21 protein-coding genes, 1 tRNA gene and 1 pseudogene are annotated in these 22,216 nt (G+C 46.7%); 16 read left to right on the top strand and 7 right to left on the bottom strand.

Annotation, left to right across the window (positions count from 1 at the left end):
- Positions 1-161: 161 nt before the first annotated feature.
- Entirely contained in the window at positions 162-950 is a 789-nt protein-coding gene (locus Q1A08_RS15245) for a flagellar brake protein (RefSeq protein WP_299774411.1), read from the bottom strand.
- Positions 951-1,276: 326 nt separating this feature from the next.
- On the opposite strand from Q1A08_RS15245, the pseudogene ttcA reads away from it, so the two are divergent.
- Both ttcA and Q1A08_RS15235 read left to right on the top strand, forming a co-directional pair.
- Positions 1,277-2,098 (top strand): annotated as a pseudogene (gene ttcA / locus Q1A08_RS15240) (tRNA 2-thiocytidine(32) synthetase TtcA); the annotation flags it as partial.
- A gap of 212 nt (positions 2,099-2,310) precedes the next feature.
- Positions 2,311-2,721 (top strand): hypothetical protein, encoded by a 411-nt coding sequence (locus Q1A08_RS15235; RefSeq protein ID WP_299774410.1) that lies wholly within the window; start codon positions 2,311-2,313, stop codon positions 2,719-2,721.
- Positions 2,722-2,787: 66 nt separating this feature from the next.
- On the opposite strand, the gene Q1A08_RS15230 is transcribed toward Q1A08_RS15235, so the two are convergent.
- Positions 2,788-3,273, bottom strand: coding sequence for an Lrp/AsnC ligand binding domain-containing protein (locus Q1A08_RS15230; protein WP_299774409.1), 486 nt, complete (start codon positions 3,271-3,273; stop codon positions 2,788-2,790).
- 213 nt (positions 3,274-3,486) lie between these two features.
- Here Q1A08_RS15230 and ald point away from each other — a divergent pair, with 213 nt between their 5' ends.
- Together ald and Q1A08_RS15220 are read left to right on the top strand one after the other, a co-directional pair.
- Positions 3,487-4,599, top strand: coding sequence for an alanine dehydrogenase (ald, locus tag Q1A08_RS15225; protein ID WP_299774408.1), 1,113 nt, complete (start codon positions 3,487-3,489; stop codon positions 4,597-4,599).
- Positions 4,600-4,861: 262 nt separating this feature from the next.
- Positions 4,862-7,297 (top strand): EAL domain-containing protein, encoded by a 2,436-nt coding sequence (locus Q1A08_RS15220; protein ID WP_363323540.1) that lies wholly within the window; start codon positions 4,862-4,864, stop codon positions 7,295-7,297.
- Positions 7,298-7,322: 25 nt separating this feature from the next.
- On the opposite strand, the gene Q1A08_RS15215 is transcribed toward Q1A08_RS15220, so the two are convergent.
- Both Q1A08_RS15215 and Q1A08_RS15210 read right to left on the bottom strand, forming a co-directional pair.
- Positions 7,323-8,045: a 16S rRNA (uracil(1498)-N(3))-methyltransferase gene (locus tag Q1A08_RS15215; protein WP_299774406.1), complete on the bottom strand. Its 723-nt coding sequence runs from the start codon at positions 8,043-8,045 to the stop codon at positions 7,323-7,325.
- 56 nt (positions 8,046-8,101) lie between these two features.
- Positions 8,102-8,176: transfer RNA gene (locus Q1A08_RS15210), tRNA-Arg, on the bottom strand.
- 166 nt (positions 8,177-8,342) lie between these two features.
- Between Q1A08_RS15210 and arsS the strand changes: the two genes are divergently transcribed.
- From arsS to Q1A08_RS15195, 3 genes are read left to right on the top strand one after another with little or no spacing between them, the layout of a single operon-like run.
- Positions 8,343-9,323: an arsenosugar biosynthesis radical SAM (seleno)protein ArsS gene (gene arsS / locus Q1A08_RS15205; RefSeq protein ID WP_299774405.1), complete on the top strand. Its 981-nt coding sequence runs from the start codon at positions 8,343-8,345 to the stop codon at positions 9,321-9,323.
- A complete protein-coding gene (locus Q1A08_RS15200) occupies positions 9,320-10,102 on the top strand; it encodes a TIGR04283 family arsenosugar biosynthesis glycosyltransferase (protein WP_299774404.1) in 783 nt (260 codons plus the stop codon). The genes arsS and Q1A08_RS15200 overlap by 4 nt, the downstream gene beginning before the upstream one ends.
- Positions 10,103-10,762 (top strand): TIGR04282 family arsenosugar biosynthesis glycosyltransferase, encoded by a 660-nt coding sequence (locus Q1A08_RS15195; protein WP_299774403.1) that lies wholly within the window; start codon positions 10,103-10,105, stop codon positions 10,760-10,762. It begins immediately after the preceding gene.
- A 104-nt stretch (positions 10,763-10,866) separates the two neighbouring features.
- On the opposite strand, the gene Q1A08_RS15190 is transcribed toward Q1A08_RS15195, so the two are convergent.
- The 3 genes from Q1A08_RS15190 to flgA all read right to left on the bottom strand — a co-directional run bounded on the left by Q1A08_RS15190 (position 10,867) and on the right by flgA (position 12,716).
- Positions 10,867-11,385: a flagellar protein FlgN gene (locus Q1A08_RS15190; RefSeq protein ID WP_299774402.1), complete on the bottom strand. Its 519-nt coding sequence runs from the start codon at positions 11,383-11,385 to the stop codon at positions 10,867-10,869.
- A 115-nt stretch (positions 11,386-11,500) separates the two neighbouring features.
- Positions 11,501-11,821: a flagellar biosynthesis anti-sigma factor FlgM gene (flgM, locus tag Q1A08_RS15185; protein ID WP_299774401.1), complete on the bottom strand. Its 321-nt coding sequence runs from the start codon at positions 11,819-11,821 to the stop codon at positions 11,501-11,503.
- A 184-nt stretch (positions 11,822-12,005) separates the two neighbouring features.
- A complete protein-coding gene (gene flgA / locus Q1A08_RS15180) occupies positions 12,006-12,716 on the bottom strand; it encodes a flagellar basal body P-ring formation chaperone FlgA (protein WP_299774400.1) in 711 nt (236 codons plus the stop codon).
- Positions 12,717-12,940: 224 nt separating this feature from the next.
- On the opposite strand from flgA, the gene Q1A08_RS15175 reads away from it, so the two are divergent.
- The 9 genes from Q1A08_RS15175 to flgH all read left to right on the top strand — a co-directional run bounded on the left by Q1A08_RS15175 (position 12,941) and on the right by flgH (position 22,215).
- Positions 12,941-13,882 carry a chemotaxis protein gene (locus Q1A08_RS15175; RefSeq protein WP_299774399.1) on the top strand — a complete coding sequence of 314 codons (942 nt, stop codon included), beginning with the start codon at positions 12,941-12,943 and terminating at the stop codon, positions 13,880-13,882.
- An 88-nt stretch (positions 13,883-13,970) separates the two neighbouring features.
- Entirely contained in the window at positions 13,971-14,816 is an 846-nt protein-coding gene (locus Q1A08_RS15170) for a protein-glutamate O-methyltransferase CheR (RefSeq protein ID WP_299774398.1), read from the top strand.
- Between the two features lie 544 nt (positions 14,817-15,360).
- On the top strand, positions 15,361-15,765 hold the full coding sequence (flgB, locus tag Q1A08_RS15165; protein ID WP_299774397.1) for a flagellar basal body rod protein FlgB: 405 nt from the start codon (positions 15,361-15,363) through the stop codon (positions 15,763-15,765).
- Between the two features lie 11 nt (positions 15,766-15,776).
- On the top strand, positions 15,777-16,217 hold the full coding sequence (flgC, locus tag Q1A08_RS15160; protein ID WP_299774395.1) for a flagellar basal body rod protein FlgC: 441 nt from the start codon (positions 15,777-15,779) through the stop codon (positions 16,215-16,217).
- Between the two features lie 32 nt (positions 16,218-16,249).
- The gene (locus tag Q1A08_RS15155; RefSeq protein ID WP_299774393.1) at positions 16,250-16,987 is read left to right on the top strand and encodes a flagellar hook assembly protein FlgD; all 738 of its coding nucleotides are present in this window, start codon (positions 16,250-16,252) and stop codon (positions 16,985-16,987) included.
- Between the two features lie 164 nt (positions 16,988-17,151).
- Complete coding sequence (locus Q1A08_RS15150; RefSeq protein WP_299774391.1) at positions 17,152-19,602, top strand: flagellar hook-basal body complex protein; 2,451 nt, start codon at positions 17,152-17,154, stop codon at positions 19,600-19,602.
- A gap of 282 nt (positions 19,603-19,884) precedes the next feature.
- Positions 19,885-20,640 (top strand): flagellar basal body rod protein FlgF, encoded by a 756-nt coding sequence (locus tag Q1A08_RS15145; RefSeq protein ID WP_299774389.1) that lies wholly within the window; start codon positions 19,885-19,887, stop codon positions 20,638-20,640.
- A 55-nt stretch (positions 20,641-20,695) separates the two neighbouring features.
- Entirely contained in the window at positions 20,696-21,481 is a 786-nt protein-coding gene (flgG, locus tag Q1A08_RS15140; protein ID WP_299774387.1) for a flagellar basal-body rod protein FlgG, read from the top strand.
- Between the two features lie 20 nt (positions 21,482-21,501).
- Positions 21,502-22,215 carry a flagellar basal body L-ring protein FlgH gene (gene flgH / locus Q1A08_RS15135; RefSeq protein ID WP_299774385.1) on the top strand — a complete coding sequence of 238 codons (714 nt, stop codon included), beginning with the start codon at positions 21,502-21,504 and terminating at the stop codon, positions 22,213-22,215.
- Position 22,216 lies beyond the last annotated feature (1 nt).

The following is a 22,216-nucleotide window of genomic DNA, read 5'->3' as shown; positions in this document are numbered from 1 at the left end:
TATTCTAGGCTTAAAGCTTAGTTTGTTTTCCATATGCTGCAAGTTAAGCAATCTAAATAGCGTTATTGTTATTCCAGTGGGATAGTTTTGTGATATTTATTGAAAACCGATAAGCCGTATCCAGTATCACTACAATTATTCCATCGTGGCCTTGTTATGTTCTAAGCGGCCACATCACAGCGTTGGCCAATGGCTTCAATTAGTCCTTCAAGTTGCTGTCGTTGCGCTGGGGCAAGATCTAGGAAGCTAAGGCTGATGCTGGTGTGACGGCGTGGCTGCCGTAAAAATTGAATGCCTTTGAGCTTGGCGCGACAGCGAATATTGAAACCTCCAGGAAAGGCGAGGTCGCACATGGGTAAAACCGCACCCGGGTAAAGATCTTTTAACTGATTACCAGAGAACCTTAGGCGCACACCGCCACAGGATAGGTTCTCAACGCCGCCGAATAACTTTTGTCCTACTGGAGTTTGTAAACTGGCGGCGATTGGGAAATCTTCATCAATGGCAATGCGCCTTTGCTTGCGCCTTTGGCCAAGCGCGATGCGCTCCGGTATCGCCAAGCTGTAGTAGGGCATAGCACTATGATGATGGTAGCTCATCACGGAGCATTCCATTTCCTGTACCTGGCCACCATTGTGGACACGGATATGGAGTGAATCACCGGCCCGAATTTGGCCATGGTATTGGCTGGGGAATAACTCATCAATCTCGAAGTAACCATTGGCCACATCTACGGCGAGTATCAGGCTTTGTTGGTATTCACTCTGGCGAGCACTTTTCACTTCGATTAACTGGCGTTGCTTTTGCCAAACTCTCAGCTGCCGAATAACCTCAGGGTTTATCACAGTGCTTTCGATCGGAGCTTGTTGACTCATTTCATTGAAAAAGCCTGGCATAGTGCGCTCTTCAGCCACGGGTGGTTTACCAAACATTTTTTGCCATAAAGTCATAGCGAGTCCTAGCGTTGCAACAGGGTTATAAAATTGGCCTTAGATCCAGGTAAAGGCACAAGTATTTGTAATACAGCAAAGGGCATGCCAAGAAAACTACTACGGTGAATGCCTATAGTTCGGGGCTGGGGACTAACCAGCGCTGCTTATCGAGCAGAGATTAAGGTTTAAATAAGGTTAAAGGGCTTGCCGTAGGAAAATCATTGCCGCTTTTTTAAAGAGCGCTGGGGAGTGCCTTATAGACTACAGAGTCATAGCGCCCTAGTTTCAAACACCGTACAATGCCGCCTTTTTGTAAGATGATCTAAGTACAGCAGCACAACACTATGAGTACAGCACAGCACGATGGGCGCCAGGCCCGAGTAGAGTTCAACAAGCTCCAAAAGCGTCTACGCCGCCACGTTGGTAGTGCCATTATCGATTTTAATATGATTGAGGATGGCGACAAGATTATGGTGTGTTTGTCGGGCGGCAAGGACTCCTATGCGATGCTGGATATTCTGATGAATTTGCAACGCACAGCGCCAATCAGTTTTGAGTTGGTCGCGGTCAATATGGATCAGAAGCAGCCGGGTTTCCCAGAAGAGGTTCTGCCCAACTATCTAGAAAAGATCGGTGTGCCTTACCACATTATCGAAAAAGACACCTATAGCGTTGTTAAAGAGGTAATTCCAGAAGGGAAAACCACTTGCAGCCTATGCTCAAGATTACGCCGCGGTACACTGTATGGCTTCGCTGAAGAGATAGGGGCGACCAAAATCGCTCTGGGACATCACAAAGACGATATCGTTGAAACTCTGTTTTTAAACATGTTTTACGGCGGTCGCTTAAAGGCGATGCCTCCAAAGCTGCTGGCCGATGATAAACGTAATATCATTATTCGCCCATTAGCCTACTGTCGTGAAAGTGATATTGCAGCTTATGCTGAATTAAAGGCTTTCCCCATAATCCCGTGTAACTTATGTGGTTCTCAAGAAAACCTGCAGCGTCAGGCGATCAAGCAAATGTTACAGGATTGGGATAAAACTCAGCCAGGACGTACCGATACCATTTTTGCCGCTTTGCAAAGAGTGTCGCCTAGCCAGCTTGCTGATCGTGATTTATTCGACTTCGTTTCTTTAACTCTAGACCGAAGTGGTGAGGCTAAGGCCAGCCGTGAGGACGAAGACCCCTTTAGTGCTCAAATCCCCGAAGTTGATAATAAAGAATCAGGCGTCCAGATAATGGAAATCATGCCTTCTTCTTAATTTTACCCAGCGGTAGGCACTATGTGACGCGTTTCACACTGATTGTGTTAGCTTAATAACATTAGCCGAATAAATCGGCCATAAGGTTCATTAAGCTTAGGTCTGCAAAACACATGAGTGCGATAGATATTGAGTACGCCGTCATCTTTCACAATACTTGTCCGCAAAGCCGCGAGGCAGAGCTTGTTTTAGAAAGGATACGCAAGCGTTTTGGGCTTAGTAGTGATCGTTTATCTCTATTGGCTCAAGGTAGCCCTGTAGTGGTTAAAAGAGCTCCTGAAGTAGTTCTCGCTAAGAAATTGAAAGATATGTTGCTGGAGCTTGGCGCCGTAGCTTGGGTGCAGCGGCTACAAAAAGGGCAGGAGTATGGCGATCGACGTGGTCAAAAGCGCCGTCAGCAGCCAGACCGCCGCAGTGCTTACCGTCATAACTTATCTATACCCGAGCGCCGTTTCGGCGGCGGTCGACGCCGCAGTGATATTGGCATGAGCAGTCGAGAATATTGGCGAGGCCTAGTGGTATAGCCGAGTTGATGTAAACCCCTGTTAATGTAATCCTCGGGCCTCTAATTTGCCGTTAAAAGCTAGGGCTCATCGGTTGTAGTGAACGGGAATTTCTAGCGTTTCTTTCACCTGCTCCATAACTACATAGCTCGTACATTCCTGTACACCCGGTAAAGTTAGTAAAGTTTCCCCATAGAACTTACGATAGGCACTCATATTGGCTACCCGAGCTTTAATAAGATAATCAAAGTTACCTGACACCAGATAACATTCCTGCACTTCTGGCAGCGCCGCGGCCGCATTGCGAAACTCTTCAAAGATATCTTGGGCCGAGCGCAATAGGCGAATTTGTACAAACACCACAAGGGCCGCGTCTAGGTATTCAGGGTTGATAATGGCCGAATAGCCTTGGATGACATTATCTTTTTCCAGCTTCTTAACTCGTTCCATGCAGGGCGTTGCGCTGAGCCCTACTTGCCTTGATAGCTCAGCATAGGTGCAGCGCCCATTGCGCTGTAGGACTCGCAGAATATTTCGGTCAATGGTATTGAGCTCTCGATCTCGTTTGGACATGGTTACCTCGGCACGGTTTACAGCATTCTATAAAAGCGGGTTTGTACTGTTGTTTTCCCGGTTCCCTCTAGTTGAATTCGCTGACTATAACCCAAATTCAGATGAAAACACTAATTTTCTAACTTTAGAATAGCGGCATCCTCTGTTGAGGCCGAGTTGATTAAGGTCTTCCTACTCCAAGGGCAGGCCATTACTTATTCTGGAGAAGCGATTATGTTGATCGGTGTACCTAAAGAGATTAAAAACCACGAATACCGTGTTGGACTAACCCCAGCCTCTGTTAAAGAGCTGATTAACAATGGCCACCAGGTCATTATTGAAACCGAAGCGGGCAGCTCAATTGGTTTTGATAATCAGCAGTATATCGATGCTGGCGCCACTATTATCGATACCGCTGAAGAAGTATTCGCTAAGGCAGAAATGATCGTTAAGGTTAAAGAGCCTCAGCCAAATGAATGCGAAATGCTGCGCCCAGATCAGATTCTTTATACCTATTTGCACTTGGCTCCGGACCCGCGTCAAACTGAGTTGCTGGTGAAATCTGGCGCAATCTGTGTGGCCTATGAAACCGTAACGGCACCCGACGGAACACTGCCTTTATTAGCCCCAATGAGTGAAGTAGCGGGTCGTATGTCCGTACAAGCTGGTGCACATCATCTTGAAAAAGCGCAGGGCGGCCGCGGTGTATTGCTAGGTGGTGTACCTGGTGTAGCACCTGCCAAAGTACTTGTGATTGGTGGTGGTGTTGTGGGCGATAACGCCGCAGCTATGGCGGTAGGCATGGGTGCCGATGTGACGATTATGGATCGCTCTTTGCCGCGCCTACGTCAATTGGATACTGAATACGAAGGTCACGTAAAGTGTGTTTATTCTACCGTTTCGGCGATCGAAGAATATGCACTAGACGCTGATCTAGTTATTGGTGCGGTATTGATCCCAGGTGCAGCCGCTCCTAAATTGCTAACTCGCGATATTATCAGCCGTATGAAGACAGGTTCTGTGGTTGTCGATGTGGCGATTGACCAAGGTGGTTGTTTTGAAACCTCCAAGGCGACGACTCACCAAGAGCCGACTTATGAAGTTGATGGTGTTGTGCACTACTGTGTTGCCAATATGCCGGGCGGCGTTGCTCGTACTTCCACTATGGCCTTGAACAACGCAACTCTGCCGTATGCCCTTGAGATTGCCAATCGTGGTGTTAAAGAGGCTCTAGAGCGCGATGCTGGCTTGATGGCGGGCTTAAATGTTTGCCGCGGTAAAGTGACCTATAAGGCTGTCGCCGACGTATTGGGTTACGACTATGTGGAACCAAGCGCCGCGTTATAAGTAAACAGTCGCAATATGCAGAAAAAAACCGCCATTTGGGCGGTTTTTTTCGTTCTGGGATGTTCTTTTTGTGCAAAGGACGTTATGTTCTCCCTCCGCTGGTCGACACAGTAGTAAAGGATTCATTTGTCCGCCGTTTAAGGCAATTTCTGTCTATAATTAGAGCTGGCCATAAAAAGAGTTAGTGACAGCTAGCTGGTAACTAAGTACTAATTTTTATAGGGTTGTTGTGCCGTTTTTTTTCTCTAGTATTTCATTCCGAATGATGCGCATTAGCGTACTGCTGGCTATGGTCTTGGGCCTGCTGACAGCTACCATGCAGTTTTATTTGGATTATAAAGAAGAAGTGGCTGAGCTCGACGACCTTATTGAGCGCATCATGGAGGCTTCTCGCCCTCCAACCGCAAAAGCAATCCATACCCTTGATCATGAACTTGCCACAGAAGTGGTTAATGGTATTTTGAGTTACGACTTCGTGCAGCGAGTTGTGATTCGAGATGAAATGGGCATGATCTTAGCCCAGGGGGAGCGTCCTCCCAGACAAAGTAATACTCTTTGGCTAACCACCCAGATTGTTGAACCCGTAAAGAACTACGAAAAACTGATTCGCTTTCCGGTCTTTGATAAGCAAAGTCACGGCAAAATGGAGTTGCTGGTCGATGTCGATTGGGGGTTGGCCAGTTTCTACCGTCGATCTGGCTTGGTGGCTGGTGCTGGCTTTTTACGAAATGTCATATTGATTCTTTTGTTGTTCACCGTTTTCTATCAAGTATTGGCTAAGCCATTGGCCAAGCTTGCCAGAGAGATTAAATCGATCAACCCTGATCATCCAGGTGAAAAGCGCTTAACGCCAATTAATTACAGCGGTGAGCACGAGCTGGCCCAGGTAATCGATAGTTCAAACAGTTTATTGGATGCTGTGGATCTATCACTAGCAAAGCGCAGGGCGGTAGAGCTTGCGTTGCGTAAAAGTGAGGAGCATGTCCGCCAAATCATTGATAGCCTGCCGGTTCTGGTAGGTGCAAGAAATCGCGATGGAATCTACATTTTCGCCAATCATGCCTTAGCAAAATTTTTGGGTAGTACCGTCGAAGATATGCAGGGTTGCAGCATCCATGATTTCTCAGAGTACTATTTATCGGATATCTCTCGGGTTCAGGCTTTAGATTTGAAAGTCATTGAATCTGGCAGCGGCGTTGAAGTAATCGAAGAGATTTATGTAATCAATGGCCGCCAACGCCACTATTTACAAACCCATATTATGCCTCTCGACTTTTACGATGAAGTTGTATCCTTGGCGGTTTCCACTGATGTCACCGAGCAGCGCCGTGCACAAGCTAAAATGGAGCACATGGCCTACCATGATTCGCTAACTAATTTACCGAACCGTTTGCATCTTGTTGAGCGTTTAGAGCATGAGTTGCGTAGGGCACAGCGCCACCATTATTTTGGGGCAGTACTTTTTATCGATCTCGATCAGTTTAAAAATATCAATGACTCCTTGGGGCACCCGGTTGGGGATGCCGTACTGAAGGAAATGGCTGCACGACTATTAGACTCGGTTCGCCAGGAGGATTTAGTGGCTCGGCAGGGAGGGGACGAATTCGTAGTCATCCTCACCGTATTGGATACCGAAGCCAGTACAGCTGCTATTAAGGCCGGTGAGGTTGCCGAGAAAATCCGTCAGCAATTATCAGCGCCTTTTTACTACGGCGATATGGAGCTACGGGTAACTTGTAGTGTTGGGGTGGTGATTTACCCAGATTTCAAATCCTCAGTGCATGAATTACTCAGCTTCGCCGATACCGCCATGTACCAAGTGAAAGACAAAGGCCGCGATGCTGTTGAGTTCTTTAACGAAGATATGGCTGACCAGGTAAGTCGTCAGCTCACCATGGAAGGTGATTTGCACCGGGCCATCGAAACCGATCAGTTTGAGTTGTATTTCCAGCCCAAAGTAAATACTGAGACGAATCGTATTGTCGGTGCCGAGGCCTTAATTCGTTGGCATCACCCTAATGATGGCATGGTTTCGCCTGCGGTATTTATTCCGGTACTGGAAACTTCAGGTCAAATTATCGAAGTGGGTAATTGGATTGTTGAGCAAGCCTGTACCAAACTGCGCGACTGGTTCGATCGTGGGCTTTGGCAAGAGGGCATGGCGCTTAGTGTAAACATCAGCCCAAGGCAGTTTAGGCATCAGGGTTTTGTGGATGATGTCTGCCAGATACTGGCGGATGTTCAAATCCCCCAAGGCGCTTTGGATATGGAAATTACTGAGGGTGTGGTGATTCAAGGTGTTGAAGAAACCATCAGTACCATGCGTGCTTTATCGGTATTGGGGGTGAGCTTTTCGCTGGATGATTTTGGCACCGGCTACTCGTCGATTAGTTATCTAAAACGTCTTCCAGTAGCAACCTTAAAAGTTGACCAGAGCTTTGTACGTGATATCCCGGAGGACCGCAGTGATAGGGTGTTGGTGGAAACCATTATCGCCATGGCAAGGCTGCTTGGTTTAAATGTGGTGGCTGAGGGCGTAGAAACCCGAGAGCAGCTGGATTTACTCCGACAGTACGGTTGCCACCAATACCAAGGCTATTATATTAGCCCTCCAATCCCTGAGAATGAATTCATTCAGTTATTGGCTGAGAGTCAGAAGCAGTTTCAAGGGGAAGAGCTCGATCTAAACAGTGACTAGTGCTTTATCAGTGACTCACTGTTATTTAGTCGGCCAGCTTAGCCAGTAACACAGGAACTGCTGTTTCGACCCGTAAGATTCTAGGGCCAAGGGATAAGGTTTGCATGCCTGCCTGCTCAAGTTTTTCTACCTCGTAATCGGTAAAGCCACCTTCCGGGCCAACTGCTAAATAACAATCTTCTTCGCTGGCTTTGGCTGCTTGTGCATGGGCACTGGGGTGGGCAACATAGGCTCTATGGTTTTGAATCAACCCAGGTAATAGATCCTCTACAAAAGGCCTAAAGCGCTGATGCTTGCTGATTTCTGGGAGTGCCGTATCAACCCCTTGCTCCAATCCCAGAAGGGCGTGTTGAAATATTTCCTCGTCACTAATTTGAGGGGATTGCCAGTAGCTTTTTTCAACTTTATTGCTGTGAATAAGGTGGATTTCTTTAACCCCCATGCTCACGGCACTTTGTAAAACCCGCTTTAACATAAGTGGGCGTGGCAAGGCCATAATCAGCTTGATAGGGTTAGGGGCTGGCGGTGCCTGGCACAGGGACACTTCAATAATTGTGCTGCTTTGATCTTGCTCGACAATAAGACCGCGGCCAATCTTGCCATCCAGTAGGCCAAGTTGTATTTCTTGCCCAGGCCCCAGTTTTTGAATCTTAACGATATGCTCGTGCTGGCGTTCTTTTAGGCAAACTCTGATGCAGTCACCGGTTTGCGATAAAATATTTTCAGTTTGGAAAATGGCAAGGTTCATTTGCTTAAGGCTATGGCTAAGGTCAAGTGCAGATGTGCTTGGGTCGGACCGAAAACTGGCGCCCCCGGCTGGAATCGAACCAACAACTAAGTCTTAGGAGGACCCTATTATATCCATTTAACTACGGGGGCGAAGCTGGCTATTCTATCAATAGCGCGGCAATTTTGAAATCTCTGTGAGGAATTCCCGCTCAGCTGGAGTACACTGACTGTTATAAGCAGACGTCAGTTTTATAAAAACATAACCCCAAAGTGCCTGCGGTCATCAAAATGACTATAGATTGATAAGAGGCTTGCCTTGAAAGATTCCCGTGATTTGTTATACCCCAGTGATTTTCCAAGCTTAAAGCGTGGCCGCTTGAGCATTCTTCAGCTTAACCTGGGGTATTTATGCAATTTGAGCTGTACCCATTGCCACGTAAACGCTGGGCCTAAACGAACCGAATTAATGGATAGCGGCACGATTGATATTGTCATCGAATTGCTCAAAGGTGGTGGCATCGAGTGCTTAGACCTTACAGGTGGCGCTCCAGAAATGAACCCTGAGTTCAAGCGACTGGTAATCGAGGCTAGAGCTTTGGGTGTTAAGATTATCGATCGCTGTAATCTGACCATTTTGCAAGAGCCGGGCTACGAAGATTTAGCTCAATTTCTTGCTGATAATGAAGTGGAAATCTGTGCTTCTTTGCCTTGCTATTCCGAGCAAAACGTTGACGCCCAGCGAGGCAAGGGCGTATTCGAGGAATCCATAGAGGCGCTGCAGAAGCTCAATAAGCTGGGCTACGGTCAGGGCACAGATTTAAGCTTAAACCTTGTCTACAATCCAGGTGGTGCGTTTTTGCCGCCGCCGCAAGCAAGCTTGGAAGCGGACTATAAGCGTGAGTTGGCGGAAAACTATGGCATTAGCTTTGATCACCTTTTGACCATTACCAATATGCCAATTAGCCGCTTTGGTGCCGTGTTGCACGCTAAAGGTGAATTTGAAAATTATCTGCAATTGTTAAAAGATAACTTCAGTTCGGAAAATTTAGCCGCGGTGATGTGTCGTCAATTAGTCAGTGTTGATTGGCAGGGCTTTATGTATGACTGCGATTTTAACCAGATGTTGGATATGCCAATGTCGACTACATTATCGTCAAAGGATTTGATTGTTAGTGATCAGCGTCTGCATATTCGAGAGTTGCTCGAGCAGTCATTAAATGGTTGGCCGATTCAAGTGGCCGAGCATTGTTATGGTTGTACTGCCGGGCAGGGCAGCAGTTGCAGTGGTGCGCTGTGACGCCCAAGTGCCCACCTTGCTTATCGGTCATCATACCGATCTACAATGAAAGCCAAAATCTTCACAGTGCTTTACTGGGCTTCCAGTGCTTAAGGGAGTTAGGCGCAGAATTAATCTTGGTCGATGGTGGCAGTAATGACGGTAGTCAGGCTTTATTGTGGCAGCATCGAAATTTGTGGGATCACTGTGTTGTGGGTAGCCCAGGGCGGGCTAGGCAAATGAATGCTGGTGCAGAGCTGGCTCGAAGCGAACTGTTAATGTTCTTGCATCTTGATTCCCAACTTTCTGCTCCACCCCCGATAAATAAAATGAGTGAACTTGCAGCAATGGGCAAGTGGTCCTATTTTACCTTGAAGTTGAGCTCTAAAAAGTTTCCCTACACTTGGATTGCCTCTTCAATAAACTGGCGTTCACGGATTACTGCCAACGTCACTGGCGATCAGGTATTTTGTCTGTCTAAGAAGCAATTCTTAGATCTTGGCGGCTATCAAGATATTCCATTGATGGAAGATGTGGCATTGTGTGATCGTTTAAAGCACCAAGCTCGCGGCGTTCGTTTATCTACTAAGGTAGAAACCTCGAGCCGTCGTTGGCAAAAGAATGGCATCCTTAAAACCATAGTGATGATGTGGTGGTTTCGATTTCTATATCGCTGTGGGGTCAGCCCCAACTCACTTGCGAAGCGATATTATCCAAATGTTAACTTTGATGTGTATGCAGCACCAAGTTATCAGTCTTTGGAGTCTATTATTCAACAAGCAACAGCTGAGGCCTCTTGAGTGTCCAAACAAAACCAAAGGTTGCTTATTCAGTTTGCCAAATGGCCAGAGTTGGGTCAGGTTAAAACAAGAATGCAGCCTCATCTAAACGTGCAACAAAGCAAAGCACTTCATAGTAATTTATTGAGATTTTGTGCGGGTCGTCTGTATCAGCCGCAGCGCTGGCAATCTCAACTTTGCTTGGCTGGTAGAAGCTTTGATCCGCAGCGTGACCGAGAAAAAGTTTTATCTGAGCTTGATATTCAACAAGCACTTCAATGCGCCACCCAAGGTGAGGGTGATCTAGGGGCGCGAATGAAGCTGGCCGCAGAATTAGGATTGGCATCTAATAAGAGTGTTGTTATTGTTGGCAGTGACTGCCCATTTATTGATCCGAGCTATATTGAAGATGCTTTTGAACAGCTCGAGTCATCTAGCGAAGTTGTTGTGGGCCCAGCTTTTGATGGCGGTTACGTTTTGATTGGTTTGGCTAGCAGCGCAGTGTTAAGTGTTGTTTTTGATAATATGCCATGGAGTCAAAGTCATTTATTTGAGAAGACCCTAGCTGAATTGCAAAATCAAAAGGTGAGCTATAGCATTTTAAACCGCTTAAATGATATTGACCGGCCAGAAGATTTGATTTTGCTTGATGATGTGGCTGAGGCAGCAGCCTGGTATTAGAACTCAGCCTTTAAACACTGATAAAAAGATAAGGCTGAGCTAAGGCGAGAATTAAATAGAAAAAGCTAGAATTCGCAGGGTCCTAAAGAGGGCCCTAGATAAATCTAAGCCTGAATAGCGGCGTTATTTATAAGGCCAGAGCGATTAGTTGTGCCGCTAGCGTTATATAAACCCTGCTTGCCATCCTCACCACGAATCAATTGCATTAAGCTGCGTACCGTCTGTTGGCTGCGGGCTATGATTTTGCCGTTGATTTCATTGAGTTGCTGGCATTGTGCAATGGTATCCTTGAGTGATTGCCAGTGATCTTTTAAATCATCGTCTCCCATGGCGTCAATCAAGCTTTCCCAAGCAAACTGGTCATTGGGTTGCTGCAGTTCTTTCAAAATTTCCGCACGCTGTAGAGAACCTGAGTCGAGCGTATTCAGAAGAGCGGTTTTTTCTTCAAGCAGCTCTCGAAGGTATTCATGGTCACGTTCCTGCAAGGCTTCCTGTTCTTTTTCCAGTAGGTGAAGCAGGGCGAGGCTGCTGGTTAGATCTTGATCCACCAAATCAGCAATAGCCATAGAAGAGGCGCTGCGGTTCTGTTGGCCTTGGCTATGTTGGGCTTGTAGTTGTGACATCTGTCTCTCCTGTAGAGCAATTATGTGTGCTGCTTGCACCAGTCCTTTATCTCTGGCCGGCCGAGCGAGACCGGCTCAGAATTTAACGAGTAAACACGAGCTGCTTATTCTGGCTTTAGCTGAATAAATCTTCTTGTTGCAGCATTTTGGCTGCAATGCGCTCTGGGTTTACTTCAAAGTTTCCTTCAGCGATCGCCTTCTTGATATTGGCTACCTTTTCACTGTCCACTTCGGGCGCTTGGGCGACGGCTGCAGATAGCTTGCCAAATGATTTTGCCTCTGAGCTCAACATAACCTTGTCGCCCATGTTAGCCGCTGTGGTACCTTCTTTGGCGCTGCTGCTTGGAGCTTTGGCATTGCTGTCTACGCCATTGCGTTCGCGTGTTGTATTGGTCTGATTGGCATTGTTAAAGCCGTTGTTTGTATTGATGACCATAATCGTAAGCCTCTGATAAATATCGTGTTTTTCGCTCGTTTCGATGTTGTATAAAGGGCTCAGTTGCTCTACTGAGAGTTTTCCTTACCCTTGTTGTCGGCTGCTCAAAAGTAATCTTTAGTATTTTTTTAACTTTTTTTACTTTTTATTGGAACGCCGCTTTTCGCTAGGCGTATTAAGCAGCTTATAGTACAACCTCCACTCGACCCGCGGCCACGACTCGTGCCTTTACTATCTGTTCTGAACGGTTATTTCTCACTCGGATATGTTGTCCAACTTTACCATCGGCCATAGCTGTGGCGGAGGTGCTGACGCTGGCGCTGCCCAAACGTGCTGCCAAGATCAGGCTATCCCCACGGCGGATCACTTTCGGTGCTGTCACATAAGTCTCTCTTAATGCTTCCCCTTGAGGGAGGGAGCGCTTCATTTGTTGGCCAATCAACTGCTCTTCTTGTAATAGCGTCTGATTGGGGCTCACGCTTTGGCTCTGCCAAGAAATATCAGCCTTTTCTATGATTTGCCCTCTGACCAATGGCTGCGCAGCCACGAGGATTTTGGCATAAGCTGAAATACGTGCACTTATAAATATCGCCCAAGGTTTGGGTGAGGCGCAGCTGAGCCTGACGCTGGTTTGATTGCGCAGCTTGCTAGGGTTGTTTTGTTCAAACTTTATTGGGCTTTCGCAAGGCGTTAAGCGCAGGCGTCGGTCTACCTGGTTTACTCGCACGTCGACACGTTCATAGCCTTGATCCAAAAGGTTGGCGTATTGGGATTCCAAGTAGAGCTTGGTTTGTTGCTGCAATAGTGTGTTGTATTCAGACTGGGCTGTAGATGCACAGGAAAACAAAAGGCCTGCGCACAGTAGCGCGGATCTAAAAAGTGGTTTCTGTGCCATGTCGAAGCCCTATTGAATATTTACATTAAAGTGTTGCTTTTGATCGCCGCTAACTTTGCTAATCGCTGTATCACAGCCACGCAAGGTTAAGCGCTGAAAAATTGACACTTTTGCCCTTTGGGACAGCTTGTTGAAGATTAAGCAATAAGCGTGCCCAAAATATTGGCAGCTGAGAGGCGAGAATTAATCCGGTACCAGGTTTACAGTTTCCGAAGGAATCCAAAATGACAAGATCAAATGCAGCTTATAAAGAAGCAATCAGTGCGGTTGGTAATACTATTGAGGTACTGCTGTTTAAGCTAACAGGTGATCAGCTGTATGGCATTAATGTTTTTAAGGTAAAAGAGGTTTTACCTTGCCCAGCTCTCAGCAGCATCCCTAACAGTGATGAAAGTGTCCCTGGCTGTGCCCATATTCGTGGGCAAACCATTCCGGTTATTGATTTAGCCAAAGCCGCTGGTATGGGTGAAATCACTGATTATGATGATCGTTTTTTGATCGTTACAGAATACAGTCGATCGATCCAGGGCTTCTTGGTTTACTCCGTGGATCGTATTGTGACTCTGCAGTGGAGTGATTTATCAAAAGCGCCTGCTGGGGTTGGTGAAGACAACTATTTGACTGCAGTGGCCAAGATAGATGAAAAGCTTGTCGAGATCATGGATGTAGAGAAAGTCCTTGATGAGGTTAACCCCGTCGATGAGGAAATCGAGGAAGATGTTGTACCGGATGAAGTGATGCATGAAGCCCATGAACGCAAGCTTCTAATCATTGATGATTCGGCGGTAGCGCGTAAACAGATCAAGCGGGTGGCCGATAAAATGAATATTGATTCTGTTCAGGCGATCAATGGCCAAGATGCTTTGGATTATCTCAATAAGCAATCTGCAGAAGGGCACAACCTTAATTCAGAAATCTATGCGGTGGTTTGTGATATTGAAATGCCAGGCATGGATGGTTACACCTTTGCCACTCGAGCCAAAGGGGATGAGCGATACAGTGAAATCCCAATTCTTTTACACAGCTCTTTGGGTGGTGTTTTAAACGAAGAGTTGGTAAAGAAATCTGGCGCTAACCAATTTTTGGCTAAGTTCGAACCTAATGAGTTGGCCAAGTGGATTAGTACACAGGTGATAGCTCGCGGAGGCGTTATAGAAGAGGCTTGATCATAGCTCTTACTATACAGAGCCCTACATTAACGATGGGGCTCTGCAAGCATGGCCTTAGATGCCGGCAGTCATAGGGTTTATAGGGATGGAAGTAGCATTGGCAATAGCACCAGAAGAAGCGATCGAGTTTGAGCGGTTCAGGCAGTTTCTGAAAACCGAGTGCGGTATTCATCTTGCCGAAAATAAACAGTATTTAGTGCAGACGAGAGTCAAACAGATTCTCGAGCACAATAAGCTATCGAGCCTATCGGAGTTGATCAGTCGCGCAAGTTTGTCGCCACAGCTTAGGCTTGAAGTGGTTGATGCGATGACCACTAATGAAACCTATTGGTTGCGCGACAGTTATCCATTTGAACTGCTTAAAGATAGCTTGCTGCTAGAAATTCAAGCCCGCAAGATGGCCTCTCGTGGACGTATTCGGGTATGGTCGGCGGCCGCATCCTCAGGACAAGAAGCCTATTCGATCAGTATGACGGTTGAAGAAACTCCGGCATTGCAGTTGCCGGTGGAGATTGTCGCCAGTGATATATCACCCTCAATGTTAGATCAGGCGGCAAGCGCTAAGTACGACGGCTTAGCGATGGCGCGGGGATTGAATCCAATATACAAAGATCGCTACTTTACTCAGCTCGGTGAAGATTCTTGGCAGGTAAACAGTGATATCCGCCGCCGGGTCAGCTTTCAAACCCTTAATTTAATGAGCAGTTACGGTGGCATGGGTAAATTCGATATTATCTTTTGCCGAAATGTATTGATCTATTTCGATCAGGACTTGAAGCAAGATATTTTGCGCCGGCTACATGCCTGCCTGAACCCTTCAGGCACTTTGTTTTTGGGGGCTTCAGAAGGCATCAGTGGGGTAGAAGATTACTATGAAATGGTAAATTGCCGTCCTGGTATCTGTTATGTCGCTAAGCCACTATCGGCCTAATAGGCGAATCAAGCTATCTCTTTAACATCCAGGGCACCTCTGAATAATGCAGGTTTTGCTCAGCGGAGCCCTGAAGCGCTTAGCTACTAGGCGCGCTTCGCCGGCAATGGCCGTAGCCCTTGGCAAGGAGCGTAACAACGTAGATGAGCACTTCAGGGTCCGCCCTTTGGGGCTTCACGTCAATCTCGTACTCTTCGTTGCTCCTTTTCGACAGGCGACCAGCCTGCCTTCAAAGAAGCGCCTCGATTACGACATTGACGTGAAGCCTGAGCTAATCTGCATTATTCAGAGGTGCCCTATGCCGCCAGTTTTGCTTTCTTAAGTAAAGCTGACGGCCAGGTTGCGCAAGCAATAGAGGCAATGCCTTGCCGCTTTCCTTTCTTGGGCGCTCTCATTCCTTTACCCTCTCGTCCGTACAAATACGCAAATTTCAATAAAGTCCCATAAAAACAATGGCTTAACAAGTTTCTATTTGTTTTGGCCCAGCTCTTGCTTTGTCTAATGCAAACGCCCATTAGGCAAATTGTTAAGCAGGAGATTCAACGTGGCTATTAGTTTTCAGAACGCCTTAGGAATTCATGATTCGGCCCTTCGCATTCGCGCTCAGCGAGCAGAAGTCATTGCTGAAAACCTAGCCAATGCTGATACCCCTAACTACAAGGCCAGAGATCTTGACTTCCAATCGATGCTGCAAAATCAACAGCAACTACAAAATCGTGGCCTAGAAATGAATGTGAGCAATGATGGCCATCGACCAGGTGGTGCGACTTTATTCAGTGAAGAAGAGCTTATGTATCGTAATCCATTGGCGCCATCGGTGGATGGAAATACCGTCGAGGCGCATGTGGAGCACGCCAAATACATGGAAAACTCCTTGGCCTTCCAGAGCAGCTTCACTTTTTTAAACAGCAAATTTAAAGGCCTGATGACGGCCATTCGCGGCGAGTAAGGGGAAGTATCATGTCTCTGAATAATGTATTTAATATTTCTGGTTCTGGCATGAACGCCCAAAGCGTTCGCTTAAACACTACCGCCAGTAACCTTGCCAATGCGCAGTCAGCAAGCTCGAGTATTGATGAGGTTTATCGCGGTCGTCATCCAGTATTTGCTGCGGCTCATCGCGATGCCATGAACGTAGATTTTGACACCTTAGACGATGGTTTACCGGCAGCGGCGGGTGTACAGGTGCTAGGTGTTGTGGAAAGTGATGCCCCGTTACAGCGCCGTTATGAGCCTCATCATCCTGAATCTGATGAGGAAGGTTATGTGTATTACCCCAACGTTAATGTCGTTGAGGAGATGAGTAATATGATTTCAGCTTCGCGTTCGTTTCAGGTCAATGTCGAAGTGATGAATTCAGCTAAGCAAATGGTTCAACGCGTTCTAACCCTCGGTCAGTAAATTAACTCTAAGTTTTATAGCAGGAAATTAACATGAGTACGGTGAATAGCAGTATTCAAGACAATCCTTATCTCAGCGGCTTGATTCAGGGTAATGGGACTCAGGCGACTCAGTCTGGCGGCACAAAAGAGGCTGATAATGAGTTGGGCAAAGATGCCTTCTTAGAGTTGATGGTTGCCCAGTTGAAAAACCAAAGCCCACTAAACCCTACTGAAAATGGCGAGTTTGTGGCCCAGCTAGCTCAGTTTAGTAGTGTTGAATCTTTGGATAACTTAAATACCAGCTTTGATACTTTTCAATCTAACTTTCAATCGAATCAAGCCTTGCAAGCGTCTTCATTGGTGGGCCGTTATGTCACGGTACCGGCCAGTGAAACTCAGTTGCCGCCTAATGGTGTTGTATCGGGTGTGGTCAAAATGCAAAACGCGGCGAGTGATGTTTTTCTTACTGTTAGTAATGAAGCAGGCGCAACGGTTGATCAAATTCCATTGGGTAGCTTGCCAGCGGGCGAACACAATTTCCGTTGGGATGGCAAACAGTTGGAACTTAATGGTCAGTTATTGGATTGGCAGTCGGAAAACGAAACTGTAAATCCAGGTGAGTACAGCTTTAGAGTTGCCGGCAGCAGCGGTGGCAATAGTGAGCAATTTGATACCTCTTTAAGTGCACAAGTTAGCAGTGTCACTATGGGTGCAAATAGTCAGCTGACTTTAAATCTGAAAGGAATGGGTTCCGTTGGTTTCGATCAAGTAGAGCAATTTAATTATTAATTGGGCACGATTATTGAATTGTATTAAGTGAATGTATTAAGCACCTAAAGCAGTAATCGTGTATCGCAGTAGATATAGAAATTTTTAGTGAAAATTTGCCGCAGCGGCAAAAAATGTCCCGCGGCGAGTAGAGTGAAATCTCTACTTAAAATCAGGAGTAGATTATGTCATCGTCTTTCAATATAGGTTTAAGTGGTATTCGTGCGGCAAACTCTGATTTGTCTATCACTGGTAATAATATTGCCAATGCCAGTACCGTTGGCTTTAAGAACTCCCGTGCAGAATTCGGGGATGTTTACTCCAATCAGCTTTTCGGTTCGGCTCTGAATCGTCCTGGTTCTGGTGTGGGTTTGCAGGCAGCCGCTCAGCAATTTAACCAGGGCAGTATTAACGAAACTTCTAACGTGTTGGATATGGCGATCAGTGGTGACGGCTTCTTTGTGATCAATCAAGGCGGTGAGCAGCTATATACTCGCGCTGGCACCTTCGGACTGGATAATGAAGGTTATATTATCAGTAATACCGGTGCAAAATTGCAGGGTTTTGACGTTGATGAAACCGGCAAGCCCAACGGTATTTTGGGTGATTTACAGATCGATGCGAGTTTGCAACAACCACAGCAAACCAGCTCTGTAGATTCCTCTGTTAACCTTGATGCAAATGAGCCAGTACTAGAGCGAATTGGTAAAAAATTCTCTACTGATGGTAACTCGGTAGCAGTTACCCAGGTAGGCATTAGTAACCCGACTCGAACCCAGGCTGATGGCGCGAGCACTGCTTTTCCTGGCGCTGGTTTTGATTTCTCTACTGATAATGTAACTTTCGATATCACTTTAGCGAATGCCGATTCCGGTAATAACGGTACTGTGAGTATCAATCTAAACTCCGCGACAGGTTTGCCTAACAACGTTAACAATTACAATGATGTTCGCACCTTGGTGAATGTCATTAATGCTCAGATCTCTTCTCCCGATTTGCCGCAAACCGCTATTGATGTACAAGCGGTAGCTGTTAATGACGGGGGCGGTAACTTCCATATCGAGTTTAGAGCGCTACGAGACGGTGACCCCTCGCAGGTTACTATTGATAATGGTAACGGCAATGTTGGCCAGCTTGGTTTAACCTTGCCGCTAACGGATAACTCCGGTACGCCGGCAGTAAACAATGGCTACCCAGCACAGTCCATTGATGTAACTGGCCCGGATGGCAGCACAATCACGTATCAAAGTACCCAGGGCGCGACCGCCGCGGCGACCTCAGCAGAATTGAATGCTTTGGCCGGAGTAACGGCAAAGGCGTCAACAGAGGCTAAAATTACGGCAACAAACTTTAATAACCCCAATGGCAATATGGTGCTGGAGCTAAATGGCGTTGCGCTAAATGCTGATGACCTTGAGGGTTTAGCGACCCAGATTAATAATCTTAGCGATACCACACTTTCCGGTATTTCAGCTGAGATGGATGCTGGCGACCTAGTGATTAAATCCAGCATCGGACACGATTTAAAATTCGCCTTAACAGCGGGTGACGATGAGACATCAATTCAGGTCATTGGTAACGAAGATGCGCCAGAGCAAATTTTAGAAATTGATTCTGCTGGTGGTCTGGCCATCGCAACAGCAACCAATGCGGCGGGCAATTCAATTGTTGTAGGCGGTAATATCGACATCCAATTGGAAGATGGTTATTCCGTCGATAATTTAAATCCGCCAGCATTGGGCTTGTTTCAGCCATTCAACGCCAATAGTTTTGAAGAGGTAGTACTTAACCCCTTCGATCCTAATGACCCGGATAGCTATAACCATACAACAGCGGTTAAAGTTTTTGACAGCTTGGGCAATGCCCACACCATGAACCAGTACTTTATTAAGCAGGACTACGACCCAGCAGTGGCGGGCAGCTCGCCAAACCATTGGAAAATGGTCGTCACTATCGACGGTAAAGACGTTGGTGACCCAGATACTTCTCTAGCGGCACCAGATAATCAACTGGCGACCCGTGCGGAATTTGATCTGCATTTTAAAGAGAATGGTGATTTTAACTCAGCCTTGTCAGATGACGTTTTGATTTCCAACTGGACTCCCTTGGACGCGCAGGGTCAGGAGCTCGGCACGTTGAAGCCTTTGCCGGTATTAGAGGGCGGGGTAGCGCCAGTGCCAAAGCCTTCGACCACCTCTAACTTCACTATTGATATGGGTGAGTCCAGCCAGTTTGGTGACAAATTCACCGTGAAATCTGTTGACCAGGATGGTTTTGCCACAGGTCGTTTAACCGGTGTAACGATCAGTGATGAGGGTATTATCTTTGCCCAGTTCAGCAACCAAGAATCAGAGGCCTTAGGGCAGGTTGCAATGGCTAACTTTACTAATAACCAAGGCTTGCAGCCACAGGGCAATACCATGTGGGCAGAGAGTTTTGATTCTGGCGTGCCTAGTATCGCCTCCCCGAAAAGTGGTGGGCTCGGCTCGATTAAAGCCTCAGCGCTAGAAGATTCAAATGTGGACTTGTCGACCGAGTTGGTGGATTTGATTATTGCTCAGCGTAATTATCAGGCAAATGCTAAAACCATTGAAACGGCTAACCAAACAACCCAGACCATTATCAATCTACGTTAAAGGTAGCGGCGGCAAAGCTTTGCCTAGGGGCTTTGCCGCTGTGTTTTCTTTTTTCTTGAGCTTCATTCTCCTCAGCGACCTAATTTGGGCTTATTCGCAAATCAGCTTCTTATCTATTTGAATTTTATAGAGTTTTTTGCGCTTTCCCCAGCGTGATTAATTCTGGCATCCATATTGCAATTAACTTCTTGAATGAAAAAATGCGGCGATAGTGTCGATTGTGTGACGCTTTTATTTGCCGGCCAAAGATTTCGAGAAATGCCCTAGAGCAGAGATATAGCAATGGATAGAGCCCTTTTTACGGCCATGACCGGCGCCAAGAATAATATGTTGGCACAGAGTAATCACGCCAATAACTTGGCTAATGCCAATACCCAAGGTTTTCGCGCTGACTTTACCCAAGCTCGCAGCATGGCTGTTTATTACGGCGAAGGTCACCCCAGTCGTGTGTTTTCGCTCACCGAAAACCCAGGCACCGATTTTCGTCCAGGCCCCATTGACTATACCGGCCGCGAATTAGATATCGCGATGAATGGCGAAGGTTTCTTTGCCATCACTGCGCCGGACGGCACCGAGGCCTACAGTCGCGATGGAGCGCTTAGTATTGATATTAACGGCATTTTGCGCAACAGCTCAGGCCATCCTGTATTGGGTGATGGTGGTTTTATTGCGATTCCACCGGCAGAAAAAATTGAGATCGCTTCTGATGGCACTATTTCAGCTGTCTTGTTAGGACAGGGCGTTGATCAGCCAGTTCAAATCGATCGCATTAAGATGGTCAGCATAGATCATCAAGAGCTGGAAAAGTTTGAAGACGGTTTAGTTCGCCTACGTGATGGCGGCCTTGAGGGAGCGACACGAGATGCGGACGTAAATCTACGTTTGCAATCAGGTTACATCGAGGCGAGCAATGTAAACCCTGTAGAAGAGTTTACCGATCTATTGAGCCTCGCTAGACAGTATGAAGTGCAGGTGAAAATGATGAAGACGGTAAAAGAGAACTCGGAAGCTTCTGCACGTTTATTGCAGAGCTCATAAGTAAATTTGTACGGCATTGCCTTTAGCTAATAGGCAATAGGAAATAGGTAACGATATGCACGCAGCACTTTATGTCAGTAAAACCGGTTTGGCTGCACAAGATAAGCAGCTAACCACTATTTCGAATAACTTATCAAATGCATCAACCGTCGGCTTCAAGCGTGATCGCGCGGTGTTCGAAGATCTGATGTACCAGATCCAGCGCCAGCCAGGTGGTCAGTCTACGGTAGATACCCAGCTACCATCCGGTTTGCAATTAGGTGCCGGTGTGCGCGTTGCGGGTACCAGCAAAGAGTTTACTGTGGGTAGTATGCAAGTAACAGATCAAACCTTAGATGTTGCCATCAATGGTCGCGGCTTCTTTCAGATTGTTCAGCCAAGCGGAGATATTGCCTATACCCGTAACGGCCAGTTTAGCCTCAACCGTGATGGTCAAATCACTGATGTAAACGGCTTACTACTAGAGCCTGCGATTACCATTCCAGAAGGCACTAACCGAGTAACGATTGGTACCGATGGTGTGGTTACCGCTTATACCGATGGCCAGGTTACCGGTCAGCAGCTGGGTAATATTCAGCTTGTAGATTTTGTTAACCCGGCGGGCTTACAGGCGATTGGTAGCAATATGTATTACCAAACAGCCGCCAGTGGTGATCCGATTAATTCAATTCCTGGTCAAAATGGTATGGGCTCTTTGCAACAAGGTGCATTGGAAAATTCCAATGTCGATATTGTTGAGGAAATGGTCAATATGATTACTACACAACGTGTCTATGAAATGAACTCAAAGGTGGTATCTACCGCTGATCAAATGCTGCAGTTTGTTTCTCAAAATATTTAATTTGAATAATGGTTAAGCCAATGAAATTGCTCAATATAAATAAAGTTCTCCGCTTCAGCGCTGCGGCCTTATTGTGCGGCTCATTGGCAGCCTGTGTCATTCAGCCGCCTGCGCAACCGGGTGCGGCTGCCTTCGCGCCTGCTCATGATGTGCCAGCGCCTCTACCAACACCTACTTCTGGCTCTTTGTATCGTGAAGGTGTCGGCTTGGCGCTGTATAGCGATCGGAAAGCCCATCGTGTTGGCGACATTATTGAAATTATCCTTTCTGAGCGTACAACCTCTACTAAATCATCCAGCTTGGTGACCAAAAAGGAAAACACTATCGATATCCAAGAGGCGCAGGGTGGTGTGGGCACCATCTTGGGTAGTAATGTCTCGGCAGCAAATCTCAGTTTATTAACCGATCTGATTGGTAAGCGTAACTTTAGTGGTAATGGTGATGCGGAGCAAAACAATAGCCTAGATGGCAGCATCACCGTAACGGTTTCGGGCGTACAAAGTAATGGCAATTTATTGGTGCGCGGCGAAAAGTGGATGACTCTTAATCAAGGCGATGAATATATTCGTATCAGCGGTATTTTACGCCCTGATGATATCGCGCCGAACAACACCGTTGCTTCTACCAAGCTGGCAAATGCACGCATTACTTATAGTGGCGAAGGTGCGGTTGCGAATTCTTCCAGAATGGGCTGGTTGTCTCGATTCTTTAACAGCGAATACTGGCCCTTTTAAA

The sequence above is a fragment of the uncultured Pseudoteredinibacter sp. genome, from assembly GCF_947500695.1.
Taxonomy (GTDB): domain Bacteria; phylum Pseudomonadota; class Gammaproteobacteria; order Pseudomonadales; family Cellvibrionaceae; genus Pseudoteredinibacter.
This window is presented reverse-complemented; position numbering and strand designations above follow the sequence as displayed.

Coding starts and splice junctions, on each gene's coding strand:
- Q1A08_RS15245 (WP_299774411.1), bottom strand. CDS start 950: ATGACTTTATGGCAAAAAATGTTTGGTAAACCACCCGTGGCTGAAGAG.
- Q1A08_RS15235 (WP_299774410.1), top strand. CDS start 2,311: ATGAGTGCGATAGATATTGAGTACGCCGTCATCTTTCACAATACTTGT.
- flgH (WP_299774385.1), top strand. CDS start 21,502: ATGAAATTGCTCAATATAAATAAAGTTCTCCGCTTCAGCGCTGCGGCC.
- Q1A08_RS15170 (WP_299774398.1), top strand. CDS start 13,971: ATGGAAGTAGCATTGGCAATAGCACCAGAAGAAGCGATCGAGTTTGAG.
- Q1A08_RS15215 (WP_299774406.1), bottom strand. CDS start 8,045: ATGAACCTTGCCATTTTCCAAACTGAAAATATTTTATCGCAAACCGGT.
- Q1A08_RS15145 (WP_299774389.1), top strand. CDS start 19,885: ATGGATAGAGCCCTTTTTACGGCCATGACCGGCGCCAAGAATAATATG.
- flgA (WP_299774400.1), bottom strand. CDS start 12,716: ATGGCACAGAAACCACTTTTTAGATCCGCGCTACTGTGCGCAGGCCTT.
- Q1A08_RS15220 (WP_363323540.1), top strand. CDS start 4,862: ATGATGCGCATTAGCGTACTGCTGGCTATGGTCTTGGGCCTGCTGACA.
- Q1A08_RS15230 (WP_299774409.1), bottom strand. CDS start 3,273: ATGTCCAAACGAGATCGAGAGCTCAATACCATTGACCGAAATATTCTG.
- Q1A08_RS15150 (WP_299774391.1), top strand. CDS start 17,152: ATGTCATCGTCTTTCAATATAGGTTTAAGTGGTATTCGTGCGGCAAAC.
- flgC (WP_299774395.1), top strand. CDS start 15,777: ATGTCTCTGAATAATGTATTTAATATTTCTGGTTCTGGCATGAACGCC.
- Q1A08_RS15190 (WP_299774402.1), bottom strand. CDS start 11,385: ATGTCACAACTACAAGCCCAACATAGCCAAGGCCAACAGAACCGCAGC.
- ald (WP_299774408.1), top strand. CDS start 3,487: ATGTTGATCGGTGTACCTAAAGAGATTAAAAACCACGAATACCGTGTT.
- Q1A08_RS15175 (WP_299774399.1), top strand. CDS start 12,941: ATGACAAGATCAAATGCAGCTTATAAAGAAGCAATCAGTGCGGTTGGT.
- Q1A08_RS15155 (WP_299774393.1), top strand. CDS start 16,250: ATGAGTACGGTGAATAGCAGTATTCAAGACAATCCTTATCTCAGCGGC.
- flgM (WP_299774401.1), bottom strand. CDS start 11,821: ATGGTCATCAATACAAACAACGGCTTTAACAATGCCAATCAGACCAAT.
- flgG (WP_299774387.1), top strand. CDS start 20,696: ATGCACGCAGCACTTTATGTCAGTAAAACCGGTTTGGCTGCACAAGAT.